11 protein-coding genes are annotated in these 14,279 nt (G+C 74.1%); 1 reads left to right on the forward strand and 10 read right to left on the reverse strand.

Annotation, left to right across the window (positions count from 1 at the left end; translation table 11 throughout):
• Positions 1–25 precede the first annotated feature (25 nt).
• Entirely contained in the window at positions 26–1,666 is a 1,641-nt protein-coding gene (locus AB0I49_RS15115; RefSeq protein ID WP_363227379.1) for an alpha/beta hydrolase, read from the forward strand.
• A gap of 100 nt (positions 1,667–1,766) precedes the next feature.
• Here AB0I49_RS15115 and moeZ read toward each other — a convergent pair whose 3' ends face one another.
• The 10 genes from moeZ to AB0I49_RS15165 form a co-directional block, all read right to left on the reverse strand.
• Entirely contained in the window at positions 1,767–2,945 is a 1,179-nt protein-coding gene (moeZ, locus tag AB0I49_RS15120) for an adenylyltransferase/sulfurtransferase MoeZ (protein WP_363227380.1), read from the reverse strand.
• A 79-nt stretch (positions 2,946–3,024) separates the two neighbouring features.
• Entirely contained in the window at positions 3,025–3,843 is an 819-nt protein-coding gene (locus AB0I49_RS15125; protein ID WP_363227382.1) for a spherulation-specific family 4 protein, read from the reverse strand.
• Positions 3,831–4,775, reverse strand: coding sequence for an NAD-dependent epimerase/dehydratase (locus tag AB0I49_RS15130; RefSeq protein ID WP_363227383.1), 945 nt, complete (start codon positions 4,773–4,775; stop codon positions 3,831–3,833). The genes AB0I49_RS15125 and AB0I49_RS15130 overlap by 13 nt, the downstream gene beginning before the upstream one ends.
• Before the next feature lie 420 nt (positions 4,776–5,195).
• On the reverse strand, positions 5,196–6,446 hold the full coding sequence (locus AB0I49_RS15135) for a hypothetical protein (RefSeq protein WP_363227384.1): 1,251 nt from the start codon (positions 6,444–6,446) through the stop codon (positions 5,196–5,198).
• The gene (locus tag AB0I49_RS15140; RefSeq protein WP_363227385.1) at positions 6,443–8,476 is read right to left on the reverse strand and encodes a glycosyltransferase; all 2,034 of its coding nucleotides are present in this window, start codon (positions 8,474–8,476) and stop codon (positions 6,443–6,445) included. Before AB0I49_RS15140 ends, AB0I49_RS15135 begins: the two co-directional genes overlap by 4 nt.
• A 153-nt stretch (positions 8,477–8,629) precedes the next feature.
• Positions 8,630–10,291 (reverse strand): ABC transporter ATP-binding protein, encoded by a 1,662-nt coding sequence (locus AB0I49_RS15145; protein ID WP_363227386.1) that lies wholly within the window; start codon positions 10,289–10,291, stop codon positions 8,630–8,632.
• Positions 10,288–11,277 (reverse strand): ABC transporter permease, encoded by a 990-nt coding sequence (locus AB0I49_RS15150; protein WP_363227387.1) that lies wholly within the window; start codon positions 11,275–11,277, stop codon positions 10,288–10,290. Before AB0I49_RS15150 ends, AB0I49_RS15145 begins: the two co-directional genes overlap by 4 nt.
• Positions 11,274–12,278, reverse strand: a complete 1,005-nt coding sequence (locus AB0I49_RS15155; protein ID WP_363227388.1) for an ABC transporter permease — start codon at positions 12,276–12,278, stop codon at positions 11,274–11,276. Before AB0I49_RS15155 ends, AB0I49_RS15150 begins: the two co-directional genes overlap by 4 nt.
• Positions 12,275–14,017: an ABC transporter substrate-binding protein gene (locus AB0I49_RS15160; protein ID WP_363227389.1), complete on the reverse strand. Its 1,743-nt coding sequence runs from the start codon at positions 14,015–14,017 to the stop codon at positions 12,275–12,277. Before AB0I49_RS15160 ends, AB0I49_RS15155 begins: the two co-directional genes overlap by 4 nt.
• A 162-nt stretch (positions 14,018–14,179) precedes the next feature.
• Positions 14,180–14,272: an Ms4533A family Cys-rich leader peptide gene (locus AB0I49_RS15165; protein WP_342668325.1), complete on the reverse strand. Its 93-nt coding sequence runs from the start codon at positions 14,270–14,272 to the stop codon at positions 14,180–14,182.
• Positions 14,273–14,279 lie beyond the last annotated feature (7 nt).

The raw sequence follows: 14,279 nt of genomic DNA on the forward strand, positions 1-14,279 counted from the left end.
CAGGCAGGCGGGAGACTGACAGACCATGCGGAGCCCCACAGGGACCCGACCCCGGACCCCGTACCGGCAGCGGCGCCGCCGGGCCCGGACGCTGGCGGCCACGGCTCTCGCGGTGGCCCTCGCGGCCACAGCGTGCAGCAGCGGTGACGACAGCAAGGCCGCAGGGGACAAGAAGCCCGGCAGCCCGTCCGAGGCCGCCCCGACCGGCGGCCCGGGCCCGGGAGCGCAGAAGCTGAGCTGGCACGGCTGCTCGGCCCCCACCACCGCGCAGGGCGGCAGCGGCAAGGCCCCGGCGCCGCTCGGGGACGGCACCCGGTGGGAGTGCTCCACGCTCAAGGTGCCGCTGGACTACGCGAAGCCGTCCGGGGACACCATCGACCTCGCCCTGATCCGCGCGAAGGCCCGCGGCGGCGCCGACCGCATCGGTTCGCTCGTCTTCAACTTCGGCGGGCCCGGCGGCTCGGGGGTCGCGACGCTGCCCGGCTTCGCCCGCGACTACGAGGCCCTGCGCGCCCGCTACGACCTCGTCAGCTTCGACCCGCGCGGCGTCGGCGCGAGTTCGGGCGTCAGGTGCCTGAGCGACAAGGAGATCGACGAGTCGGACAAGGTGGACTCCACGCCCGACGACGATGACGAGCTGAAGGCGGCGCTGGCCGCCAACAAGGCGTACGTCGACGCGTGCCGGAAGAACTCCGGGAAGCTGCTCGGGCACGTGGACACCACGAGCGCGGCCCGCGACCTGGACGTCATGCGCCAGGCCCTGGGCGACGACAAGCTGCACTACTTCGGCATCTCGTACGGCACGGAACTGGGCGCCGTCTACGCCCACTTGTTCCCCAAGCGGGTCGGCCACGCGGTGCTCGACGCCGTCGTCGACCCCACCCAGGACCCGCTCCAGGGCGACCTCAACCAGGCCAAGGGGTTCCAGCGCGCGCTCGAGGACTACATGCGGGACTGCGCGGAGAACACCACCGGCTGCCCGACCGGCAACGGCGGCCCCCAGGAGGGCACCCGGCGGATCACCGCGCTGCTGAAGAAGCTCGACTCCGAGCCGCTGCCCACCCGCGACGGCCGCAAGCTGACCCAGGACCAGGCCGTCAACGGGATCGCGTCCGCGCTGTACTCCAAGGAGACCTGGCAGTACCTCACCCGCGGGCTCCAGGAGGCCACGACCCTGGGCAGCGGCAACTACCTCCAGCTGCTCTCCGACTCGCTGTCCGGGCGCGACCAGAACGGCCACTACAGCAACCTCCAGGCCGCGAACCGGGCGATCACCTGCGCCGACGCCCAGCAGCGCTATGACGGCAACGACGTGCAGGCGTGGCTGGCGAAGTTCCGCAAGGCGTCGTCGGTCTTCGGCGAGTCCTCCGCGTGGTCGCTGCTGAGCTGCGCCGGCTGGCCCGTCGAGGGCCGCTGGAAGGTCCCGGACGTACGGGCGGCGGGCGCGGCCCCGATCGTCGTCGTCGGCAACACGGGCGACCCGGCGACCCCGTACGAGGGCGCGCGGCGGATGGCCCGCGAGCTGGGCGAGGGCGTGGGCGTCGAGGTCACGTACAAGGGCGAGGGCCACGGCGCGTACAACAGCGGCAACGGCTGCATGACGCGGACGGTCAACGGCTACCTGCTCGACTCCAAGGTCCCCGAGAACGGCAAGACCTGCTCGTAGGGGCCTCGGCGGCAGCGCGGCGCACACAGCGGCGGGGCCCGCTCGCCTTCGACGGGCGGGCGGGCGGACCCCATGGGCCGTGCGTGCGGGTCGAGGCGGGTCAGTAGACCGGCTTCTCCGGCTCGATCTGGTTGACCCAGCCGATCACGCCGCCGCCCACGTGGACGGCGTCCGAAAAGCCCGCGGACTTCAGGACCGCGAGGACTTCCGCGGAGCGGACACCCGTCTTGCAATGCAAGACGATCTTCTTGTCCTGCGGGAGGTCCTGGAGGGCGGTGCCCATCAGGAACTCGTTCTTGGGGATCAGCTTGGCGCCGGGGATCGAGACGATCTCGTACTCGTTCGGCTCGCGGACGTCGATGACCTCGACGTTCTCGCCCTCGTCCAGCCACTCCTTGAGCTGCTTGGGCGTGATCGTCGAGCCGGCCGCGGCCTCCTGGGCCTCCTCGCTCACGACGCCGCAGAACGCCTCGTAGTCGATCAGCTCGGTGACGGTGGCGTTCTCGCCGCAGACCGCGCAGTCGGGGTCCTTGCGGACCTTGACCTGGCGGTAGGTCATCTCCAGCGCGTCGTAGATCATCAGTCGGCCGACCAGCGGTTCGCCGATGCCGGCGAGCAGCTTGATGGCCTCGTTGACCTGGATCGAGCCGATGGAGGCGCAGAGCACGCCCAGCACGCCGCCCTCGGCGCAGGAGGGGACCATGCCGGGGGGCGGGGGCTCCGGGTAGAGGCAGCGGTAGCAGGGGCCGTGCTCGGACCAGAAGACCGACGCCTGGCCGTCGAAGCGGTAGATCGAGCCCCAGACGTACGGCTTGTTCAGCAGCACGCAGGCGTCGTTGACGAGATAGCGGGTGGCGAAGTTGTCGGTGCCGTCCACGATCAGGTCGTACTGGGAGAAGATCTCCATGACGTTCTCCGCCTCAAGGCGCTCCTGGTGGAGAACGACGTTCACGTACGGGTTGATGCCCTTGACCGAGTCGCGGGCGGACTCGGCCTTGGGGCGGCCGATGTCGGCCTGGCTGTGGATGATCTGGCGCTGCAGGTTCGACTCGTCGACCTCGTCGAACTCCACGATGCCCAGGGTGCCGACGCCGGCCGCGGCGAGGTACATCAGGGCGGGCGAGCCGAGGCCGCCCGCGCCCACACAGAGCACCTTGGCGTTCTTCAGCCGCTTCTGCCCGTCCATCCCGACGTCCGGGATGATCAGATGGCGCGAGTACCTGCGGACCTCATCGACGGTGAGCTCGGCAGCCGGCTCGACCAGGGGTGGCAGCGACACGGGGACTCCGTTGGTCGGTGGACGGGACCGGCCCCGCTCACGCGGGGCACTTCTCCCCGTAACACTGCCACGCCCCTCCTCATTCCGAGACACCAGGTCCGATGCGCGAGACGATCTCGTCCCAGTAGCCGGGCATCGCCTCCCAGGCGCCGTCCCCGCCCGCCGCGCCCGCCGCTCCCGGGCGCGGCGAACGGTCCGTGAAGTAGACCGTTCCCGCGCCCTGCCAGCGGGCGATGCGCAGGGCCTCCTCCAGATGCGGGCGCGGCACGCCGTGCACGAGGTGGCAGAACCGCTCGGGCGGGTAGTCCGCGGTCCACTCGGCGACCTGGGACCACCGGTAGTCGGACCACGTCCCTTCGAAGGTGACCAACTGGTCACCGCTCTCCACATATCCGGGGAACGGCTGCGCCCCGTGCGCGAGGACGACGTACGAGCGGTCCAGCAGCGCGCGCAGGGTGTCCGCCGTGCGGCGCACCTCGGGCAGGCCGGAGCGCTCCGTGGGGCAGCGGTCCAGATAGAAGCCGTCGACCTTGTACCAGTCCAGGAAGCGGTGCGCGTCCGAGACGAGTTCGCCGAAGGGACGCGCGCCCGCGCGCACGTCCAGATGGCCCAGGACGCGCACCCCGGCGTCGCGCAGCCGCCCGGCGACGGCCAGGCAGTACGGGTCCGGGCGGGCGCCCGGCCCCTGGGCGACGTTGAGCACGGACCAGTCCAAGGGCGCGCCGGGGCAGAGCAGTTCGCCCCACTCCACGGGCGCGACCATCGGGTGGGCGAAGCCGGGCACGCCGATCCCCAGCCGCTTCGGGCCCTCCACCGCGGGCCGTTGCGGCGCCGCCCTGGTGGTCGCGCCCGCCCGCTGCACCCGTGCGGCGAACCCACGGGGCATCAGATACGACATGCCGCCTCCATCCAGATGTCCGCCAGGGACTCCTCCAGGGCGATCCGCGGCCGCCACCCGAGCCGGTCGCGGGCGGTGCGCACGTCCGCCTGCTGCCAGCTGCCGCAGCCGTCCGGATAGGGGTAGGCGGGCGCGTTGACCGGGTGCTCGCGGTCGCCGGGGCCGCCGCGCGGGTTCGGCACGTCCATCTCGTGCAGCGTCCCCGTGAAGCCCGCGACGCGGGCGAGGACGGCCGCCGCGTCGCGCAGCCGCACCGCGCGGCCGGTACCGATGTTGACGACGCCCTGCGCCGCCGACAGGGACGCCGCGTGCACGGCGCGGGCCACGTCCCGTACGTCCACGAAGTCCCGCTGCACCCCGAGGCCGCTGAGCTTCAGCTCGGTCTCGCCGCTCTGCATCGCGCGCCGCATCGCCTCCGCGAGCCGCCCCAGCGGCGAACCGGCCGGGGTGCCGGGACCGACGGGCGAGAACACCCGCAGCACCACGGCGTCGAGGTCCGAGCCGAGCACCAGCTCCGTGCCGCCGAGCTTGCTCACGCCGTACGGGCCGCCGGGGCGCGGCACCGCGTCCTCGGCCGTCGAGGAGCCCGGCTGCGAGGGCCCGTACTCCGCCGAGCACCCGATCTGCACCAGGCGCGCCCCGCAGCCGCTGCGGCGCAGCGACTCGCAGACCGTGGCGACGGAGACGGTGTTGTGCCGGGTCAGCTCGCGCGCGCCGCCGCGCGTCGTACCGGCGCAGTTGATCACTACGCCGGGGTGCACGGCGTCCAGGAACCTGGTCAGCGCGCCGGGGCTGCCGGTGGACAGGTCGAACCGGACGTCGGCGTCGTCGGCGCGGCCGAGCGCCGTGAGCTGGACGGCGGGATCGGCGAGCAGCCGGTCGGCCACATACCGGCCGAGGTAGCCGTTGGCGCCGAGCAACAGAGCCCTCATCGGTCACGCCCTCGCTCCCGCTCGGCCGGCCCCGAGGGTTCCGGGGCCCTCTTCGCCCCTCTGCTGGTGGGTCGAACGGTCATGTGCGTCGCTCCTCAAGGTGATGGGCACCCGGCCGGGACCACCCCGGCCGGGCGATCGAACCCGACGCCGATGCGGCCCGTGGGGCCGCGGGACGGGCCGGGGGCCGATGGCGGCGGGGCCGCTGCATGGACATGGGCGGTGACGGCGTACGGGCCGACGCCGGGCCGGGGACGGCTCCGCCGGGCTCACAACCCCCGAGCGCACAGGGCGTACGGACGTCCGCTCGCGCCGGGCGCGAAGGCCGACGCCCGCCCGGCGTACGGGCCCCCGCACCCGCCCTCCGCGCGCCCCCACGCCCGTACCCCGCGCGGGCCCCGCCCGCCGTGGTCCCGCCCGTCACCTCTGCCCCGTTCGGGGGGTGGTGTGGGCGGTGGCTCGGGTGAGGGCGGGGAGGCAGTAAGCCAGGAGGGTCAGGGCGGCGAAGGCGCAGGCGAGGGTGGGGACGGCGGTCGGGCCGTGGGCGGCGACCAGCGCCGTGACGGGGCGGGCGACCGCGTCGCAGCCGGGCAGGCGGGCGATGAGCACGGCGCACACGGCGACGCCCTCGGCGCAGCAGGCCGCCGCCGTGCCGGCAACCGCGGCGGTGGTGAAGCCGTGCGCCGCGAGCAGCCGGGCGATGAAAAGGAGTACGGCCAGCGACGCGGCGGCGGCCACGGCGCCCGGCGCGGCGTACGGCCGCTCGCCCAGCGCGAGACGGGCCGCCGGTACGAGCGCGAGGACGCAGCACAGGAACAGCGCGACAGCCGCCGGCAGCACCGGCCGGACGCGGCCGGCGAACTCCGCGAGGCCCCGGCTGCCCATGAGCGCCCGGCCGGACCGTACGGCGAACCAGCGGGCGCACCACGCGGCCGGCGGCACCGCGAAGGCCAGGGCCAGGGCGGTGGGCGCGCCGTCGTACTCGGGCGGCTCGGCCGTGGGGAGGGCGTCCGGGCCGCCGCTGACGACCTCGGCGAGCAGCCAGTCGCCGAAGAGCGCGTACCCGATCAGCCAGCCGACCGACAGCGCGCCCGAGAGCCCGCCGCCCTTGCCCGGCCAGCCCAGGCAGAACCGGAGCGCCACCGCCGCGGCGGCGGCCCCGCACGCGCCTACGCCGATACGTACCGCGGGGGCCGCGCCCCCCGCGTACGACAGCGCCGCCACGGTCGCCGCGCACGCGGCCCCCGGCAGCAGATGCAGCGCGGCGCGCCGCGAGCGCGCGCCGAGGGAGCGGTCCGGGGCGACGGTTGCGTCTTCAGGGGCGTCATCGCGCGGCACGCGCGCGTACAGCTCCTCGGCGAGGGCGAAGATGTCGCGGTGACGGCAGTTGGCGGCGGTCCGGTCGGTGGCTCCCCTCGCCTCCAGACCGGCGGCGATCTCCAGGGGATCGACGGCCCGCGCGCACAGTTCATGGTACTGGTGCATCAGCGCCCTGACCGGATCGGCGGGCCCGCGCGGAGCTTCGCGGATCGGGTCCGACGGCTGCGGCCGGTCCTCCGGCCTCGGCCGCCCCGACCGCTCCGGGACGCCCGGCCCCGCGGTTACGGGCACGGGCTCGGGCACGGGCTCGACGGCCGTATCGTCCGGCGTCGTCACACGGGACCGCTTCACGCGTCCTCCTCAACTCGCCGGGCCGGTGCGCCCACCGGCTCCCCCTCGCACCCGGCCTCTCCCCCGCCCCGAGCCCAGCCCGGAACCCGGGTCGCCGCGGGCTCGTCCGGCGCCGCCTGCCGCCCCCGGGCCGCCGTGCCGGCGCCCGGCAGCCACTGCCGGAAGCGGGCGGTGCGCCCGGAGGCCGGGGACGACGCCGACCAGTGACCCGGAACGTGGGACTCGGCCGGGCGGGCGAACGGGAGGGGCTGGCCGTCGGTGTCCACGGACGCGCCGCGCACCGGGCAGTGGGCGACGAGCTCCAGGTAGATGCCGTGGAACGCCGCGGTGTTCCGCTCGGCGGTGAAGAGCTCCACGGCGCGGGCACGCGCCGCCGCGCCCAGGCGCGCACGGCGCTCAGGGGCGCGCAGCAGCTCCACACAGGCCGCGGCGAGGGCGTGCGGGTTGCGCGGCGGGACCACCAGGCCCGTACCGCCGATGACTTCGCGGACCGCGCCGACGTCCGTGGAGACCGTGGCCCGGCCGCGGAACATCGCCTCGGCGAGCGGGAACGGAAAGCCCTCCGCGACGCTCGACAGCACGACGACGCTGCCCGACGCGTACGCCTCAGCGGAGCCCCCGTCCCCCGAGCCGCTCGGCTCCTCGAAGGAGACCGCGCCCTCGTCCGGGAACAGCTCGGCGGCGAGCGCCCGGCAGCGCTCCAGATAGGCCGCCGCCTCCCGCCCCGGCGCCGGGGCCCCGACGACGCGCAGGCGGGCGCCTGGCTCGGAGGCGCGGATCAGCGCGAAGGCGTGCAGGAGGCCGACGAGGTCCTTGGCGGGGCCGATCCGGCCGGACCACACGAGGGTCCGGCCGTCGTCGTCCGCGTCGCCCTCCCCCGCTTCCGCGCATCCGCCCTCCCCCGCGTCGGCGAAGGGGCGCGCGTCCAGGCCGGGGTGGACGATCCGCACGCGGGCGCGGTCCGCGCCGCAGCGCTCCTGCCAGCTCCGGGCGTGCGCGTCGCCCGCGGTGACGAGCGCGGCGGCGTCGTATACCTCGGCGGCCAGCAGCCCGTGGAAGGCGGCGAGCAGGGACCGCAGGGCGGTCGATGGGCCGCCGGGCGCGTACGCGTGGCCGAGGTGGTGGGCGCGCAGCCGCACGTCGTACTCGGTGACGAGCAGCGGCGTACCGAAGAAGCGTTTGGCCAGCAGTCCGGGGATGGCGGCGGGCCCGCCCGCCGTGGCGTGGCACAGGTCGACCCCGGCGAGCCCCCGGTCGCCGGAGCGCCCGCCGTCGCCGCCGGGCCCCCCGTACCAGTCGAGCGAGAGGGGGCGCAGGGCGCGCTCCAGCAGCGCCGCGGTGGTGAGCAGATCGCCGACGCGCACGCCGCGCGCGGGGCCTGCCGCCCCCGAGGCGCGGCAGGCGGCTTCGAGGAGCCGTACGGCGTGCTCCGAGCGGAGGGCGCGGGGCAGCCCGCCCGCGTCGCGGGCGAGTTCGGCGAGGCCGTAGAGACCGCTGGCGAAACGGTCCGTCAGCCACGCGGAGCCCCCAGGGCCGCCGGGGCCGCGCGAACCCCGCTGATCGCGGGAGCCGGAGCCATAACCCGAGCCGAAGCCGTAGCCGGAGCCGGCGGTATCAGCGGGCTTCCCGGCGGCGTCGCCGGGTGCCCCGCGGCCCGCGGAAGCGGTGCCGACGGCGGCCGCGAGGTCCCCGAAGTGCTCCGCGAACCGGCGCCGTTCGCGCCGTCCGTACGACTGGGAAGCGCCCGGCACGGTCTGCGGCCCGCCCCCCAGACGCGCCGTACGGACCCGGGTCACACGGCCGCGCCGCCCGTCGGCCGCCCACAGTCCGGCACCGCCACAGACCTCGGAGACCTCGCAGGCCCCGGAGACCCCAGAGACCTCGCAGACTTCAGAAAGCCCGGAGGCCCCGGAGACCTCGAACACCTCGAAGTCGTGCCGCGCGAGCCCGCGCACGAGCCGGTCGCACCATCCCCGGACCTCACCACCCGGGTACGGGCACCCACCCTCCGTAAGCAGTCCAACGCGCACGAGCGCACCCCCGTCCTCCCCTGTGGGCAGCTGCCGAACAGCAGCGAGTGCACGCTATGCGGGGCCGCGGGTGGCGCGATGGACGGTTGTCCATCGCGCCACCGGAAGGGGTGAACAGGCGTAACTTTCCCGGCGGTGACGCGTTGGCGCGCGCTACGCGGCGGCCTCGACCGGTGCGAGGGACGGCGCGGCGGCCAGCAGGCCCCGCGTATACGGGTGCCGCGGATCGTCGTAGACGGTGTCCGCCGGACCCTCCTCGACGATCCGGCCGTCCCGCATCACGACGACACGGTCACTCACCTGGCGTACGACGGCGAGGTCGTGCGCGATGAAGACGAGCGCGATCCCCGACTCCCGCTGCACGTCGCCCAGCAACTCGACCACCTGCGCCTGCGTGGTGACGTCGAGCGCGGAGACGGGCTCGTCGCAGACGATCAGCTTCGGCTCGGGCGCGAGCGCCCGCGCGATGCCGACGCGCTGCCGCTGGCCGCCGCTGAACTCGTGCGGATAGCGGTGGTACGCGTCCGGGTCGAGGCCGACCCTGCTCAGCAGCTTCCGTACCCGCTCGACGATCTCCTCGCCCGTCAGCTCCCCCGCCGTGCGCAGCGGGTCCGCGATCGACTCGCCGATGCCGCGCCGGGGGTTGAGCGAGGAGACGGGGTCCTGGAAGACCATCTGCGCCTCGCCGCGGAACCCGCGCAGCTCGCGCTCGCGCACACCACCGATGTCCTGCCCTCGGTACCGCAGCGCACCGCCGGACGGCTCCAGCAGCCGTACGAGCATCCGCCCCAGCGTCGTCTTGCCGCTGCCGGACTCCCCGACGACGCCGACGGTCTCCCCCGGCCGGATGGTCAGCGACACCTCGTCCACGGCGGTGACGGCGCGCTTGCCGCGCCCGAACTCCCGGCGCAGGCCGACGGCTTCGAGCAGCGGTTCGCCGGCGGGCGCCGGCCCGGAAGCGACCGCCCGCCGTACGTCGATCCGCGGCACCGCCGCCAGCAGCGCCCGCGTGTACTCCTCGCGCGGCCCGTCCAGCACCGCCCGCGCCGGGCCGTGCTCGACCCCGCGCCCCTCCTTCATGACGAGCAGTTCGTCGACGTTGCCGGCCGCCACTCCCAGGTCGTGCGTGACCAGGAGCAGCCCCATGCCCGTCTCCGCGCGCAGCTCCCGCAGCAGCCCGAGGATCTGCGCCTGCACGGTCACGTCCAGGGCCGTCGTCGGCTCGTCGGCGACGAGGAGGCGGGGTTCGCAGGCCAGCGCCATGGCGATCAGCGCGCGCTGGCGCATGCCGCCGCTGAACTCGTGCGGGCGGGCGCGGGCGCGGCGCGCGGCGTCCGGGATGCCGACGCGGTCGAGCACCTCGACGGCGCGCGCCCGCGCGGCCCGCCGCGACGCGTCGCGCCGGTGCACGCGGTACACCTCGGCGATCTGGTCGCCGATCGCCGCGTACGGGTCGAGGGAGGAGAGCGGGTCCTGGAAGACCATGGCCGCCACCGGGCCGCGCAGGGCGCGCAGTTCGGCGTCCCCGGCGGCGAGCACGTCCCGGCCGGCGACCCGTACCGCGCCCGTGACCTCGGCGCCGGTGCCCCGGTGCAGGCCGAGCAGCCCGTACGCGACGGTGCTCTTGCCGGACCCGGACTCGCCGACGATGCCGAGGGCGCCGCCCGGCGGCATGGTGAAGGAGAGCCCGTCCACGGCCCGTACGGCGGCGCCCTGGCCCACGGGGAACGTGACGGAGAGGTCCGCGACCTCCACCAGCGGATCGGGGATGTCGCGGGGCCCCAAAGGACTCGGCGGACTCGGACGAGGGCTCATGAGAGGACCACCCTTCGGTCGGCGACGGCGTACAACATGTCCGCCACGATGTTGGCGACGACGACGGCCGCGCCCGTGACCAGCACGACGCCCACCACGACCGGCAGGTCGATGGTCCGGGTGGCGTGCACGAGCAGCTGTCCGAGCCCCGGCAGCCCGAAGAGCGTCTCGGTCAGGACCGCGTTGCCGAACATCGAGCCGAGGTCGAGCGCGGTGAGCGCGATGACCGGCGGCAGCGCGCCGCGCAGCGCGTGCTTGCCGACGATGGACCGCTCGGCGACCCCGTACGCCCGGAACGTACGGATGTGGTCCTCGGCGAGCGTCTCCAGCATCGAACTGCGCGTGAGGCGCGCGTACTTCGCGGACTCGATGAGGGCGAGCGCCGTCCAGGGCAGCAGCAGGTTCCACGCCCACTGTTCGGGGTCCTCGGTCAGCGCCACGTAGGAGGGGAAGGGCAGCCAGCCCAGGTACGCGCAGAAGAGCATGAGCAGCAGCAGCCCGATGATGAAGACGGGCGTGGCGGTGCCGGCCAGGGTCAGCCAGGTCAGTACCCGCTCGGTCGCGCCGCCGCGGCGCAGCGCGGAGAGCAGTCCGCTGCCGACGCCGAGCAGCAGCCACAGCACCATGGCGCCCAGCGCGAGCGAGGCCGTGACGGGCAGCCGTTGCGCGATGAGGTCGGTGACCTGCTGGTCGTTCTGGTAGGAGAGGCCGAAGCAGGGGGCGTCGCAGTGCAGTACGCCCGTGCCGGTGGAGTAGTCGTGGCCGGCGACGAGCCCTTGCAGGAAGTGCCAGTACTGCACGTACACGGGGTCGCCGAGGGCCAGTTGCTCGCGGACCTGGCGGATCTGCTCGGGGTTGCAGCGCGGCCCGCAGGCGAGCCGGGCGGGGTCGCCGGGGGCGACGTAGAAGAGCGCGTAGACGACGAGCGAGAGGGCGAAGAGCACGATGACCGCGCCGATGGCCCTGCGCAGCAGGTAGCCCCTCATGCGGGCTCCCCCTTCTTCCGCCGGGCCGCGCGCCCCGTACGGCCGACCCGCAGCCGGGACGCGGCGCGCGGGTCGAGGGCCGTGCGCAGCCCGTCGCCGAGGACCGTGAAGGCGAGAACGGTGGCGAACAGGAGGAGCGCCGGGAGGAGTACGTACATGGGGTCGGCGCGGAACCAGGTGGTCGCGGTGGACAGCATCTGCCCCCAGGAGGGGGTGGGTGGCGTGACGCCGACGCCCAGGAAGGACATTCCGGCCTCGGTGACGATGTTGGTGGGCAGCAGGATCGCGGCGTAGGTGATGACGGGCGCGGCGAGCGCGGGCAGCAGTTCGCGGCGGGCGACGCGCAGCCGCGAGGCGCCGCCGAGCCGGGCCGCGGCGACGTAGTCGAGCTTCTTGAGGGTGAGGGTCTGGGCCCGTACGATCCGCGCGGTGCCGCCCCAGGCCAGCAGGCCGATGACGATGACGAGGAGCACCGGGCGCGGGAAGGAGGACGGCACGACGGCGGTGACGCCGATGGCGAAGACGAGCATGGGCAGCGCCACCATCACGTCGCTGAAGTGGCTGAGGACGCTGTCGACGAGCCGGTTGCCGAGCCCGGCGGCCAGCCCGACCGCGACGCCGATGAAGACCTGGACGAGGGTGGCTCCGGCGGCGACGGCGAGCGAGACGCGGGCGCCGTAGAGGAGCCGTACGAACAGGTCGCGGCCGGTGCCCGGTTCGACGCCCAGCCAGTGGTCGCCGCTGATCCCGCCGTACGGGCCGATGGGCACCCCGCCGCGCGCGGAGTCGACGAGGTGGTCGTGGTAGGCGTTGACGTCCTGGCCCTCCAGGGCGCCGAGCAGCGGGGCGGCGAGCGCGAGGACGACCAGCAGGGCGAGGACTGCGGCGGCGATGAGCGCGGACTTCCGCGCCCGCAGCCGCCGCCAGACCTGGCGGGCGCCGGAGGGCGGGGCCTGGGCGGCGGGCGGCGCGGGCCGCGCTTTTAGGGTTCCGGCGCTCACTTGACGGCGACCTGGGAGATGTCGAGGACGCCGGTCCAGTCGCTGATCACGATGTTCTTGGCGTCCTTGCCGTAGAGCCGCTTGTAGACGGGGTGGAACAGCGGGACGGTCAGGGCCTGTTCGCCGATCTTCTTGTCGAGGGCGCCCCAGCGCTTCGCGGCGGCGTCGTGGTCGGTGATCTTGTTGATCTCGTCGATCTCGTCGTTGATCCCGGAATCGTCGAGGCGCGCCGAGTTGAAGTTGGCGCCGTCCTCCACGATCTGCCGGCCGTCGAAGATCGGCGCGAGGAACGGGCCGCCGGAGGGCCAGTCAGCGCCCCAGTGGCCGAGGAACAGGCCGGGCTGCGTCTTGGTCGAGTGGACCTGCTGGTTGTAGTCGTTGTCCTCCAGGCCCTGGAGCTTGACGGCGATCCCGGCCTTCTTGAACCCGGCCTGGAGGGCGGTGGCGATCTCGGGGCTGGTCTCGAAGTTCTGGGCGGTGGAGTGGGTGAGGGTGATGCTCAGCGGCCCCTTGGGGGCGCCCTGCCCGTAGCCGGCCTCCTTCAGCAGCTCGCGCGCCTTGTCGGGGTCGCCGGTCTTCCCGGCCGGGAAGTGGTCGTAGGGGGTATAGCCGAGGGCCTTCTGGTTCGGCAGGAAGGTGGTCGCGGGCTCGGCGAGCGAGGAGCCGCCCGCGGCGTTGACGACGCTGGTGCGGTTGACCGCGTACGAGATGGCCTGGCGCACCTTCGGGTCGTCGAACGGCTTGGTCCGCGGGTTGAAGGCGAGGTAGTCGGTGTAGCCGAAGTGGCCGGTGCCGACCCGGTCCGCGAGCTGCTTGTCGCCGCTGACCTGGGCGAGTTCGGCCGGGCCGAGGTTGGTGTCGGTGGTGATGGCGGCGGCGTCCGGGCCGGAGCCGGTGGACAGCCGCTGGTTGATGACGGCGGGGTCCAGGCCCGACTTCACGTCGATCCGGTCGGGGTAGGCGTGCCGCTGGCCGTCGGTCTTCGCGGACCAGTGGGGGTTGCGCTCCAGCAGCATCCGCTCGCCGTCGCCGGTGTTGCTGACGACCTTGTACGGGCCGGAGGAGACGGGGTGCTCCTCGTACTTGGTGCCGGTGTCCTTGGCCTTGGGCACCGGCGCGAACTGCGTCTGCGTGGCGAGGTAGGGGAAGTCGCCCTCGGGCTTCTTGAGGTGGAAGACGAGGGTCTTCGCGTCCGGCGTCTCGATGGACTTCAGCCCCTCGCCGCCCTTGTCCTTGTAGGGCCCCTGGTAGTGCTCGCCGCCGACCAGCCAGTCCCTCAAGTACGGCGCTCCGCCGGAGAGTTCGCCGGCGAAGGAGCGCTCGATGCCGTACTTGACGTCGGCGCTGGTGATCGGCGACCCGTCCTCGTACGCGAGTCCGTCCTTGAGCTTGTACGTCCAGACCTTGGCGTCCTCGCTGGGCGTGCCCAGGTCCGTGGCGAGGTCGGGGACGACCTTGGTGCCGGCGGCGCCGTCCGCCCGGTTGCGGGTGGTGAGGGTGCGGAAGACGAGGGAGGGGATGTTGCCGCCGCCGGAGGTGTAGAGGCGGGCCGGGTCGAAGTCCTTCTGCGGCTCGCGGTTGAGGACGGTGAGCGTGCCGCCCTGCTTCGGCGCTCCGGCCGCGCCGCCGCTCTTGGCGTCGCCGGCCTCCTTCGGTCCGCAGGCCGCCACGCCCCCGACCAGGGCGACGACGACCGCGGCGGCGGCCGCGCGGTGCGATATGAGGGGCAGTTGACGCATGACTGAGGGCGCCTTTCGGAAGGTGGCGGCATGAAGCACCCACGGAAGGCGGCAGGGAGGAGCCCGTATGCGGTGGCCGGGCACTGGACCGCCCCCGGCGGGCACACAGAAATCAGATGGTGAGACGCGGGGGAACGCGCGAGAAAGCGCGGAGGGGCGGTCTCAGCGACAGAGAATGTCGGCGATCGCATGCGCGGCCACGCCGATCAGCGCCAGCTCGAAGCCGGCGTCATCGGGGGCGTGGCGATGCGACATGCGGAGA

The organism is Streptomyces sp. NPDC050617 (assembly GCF_040654795.1).
Taxonomy (GTDB): Bacteria; Actinomycetota; Actinomycetes; order Streptomycetales; family Streptomycetaceae; genus Streptomyces.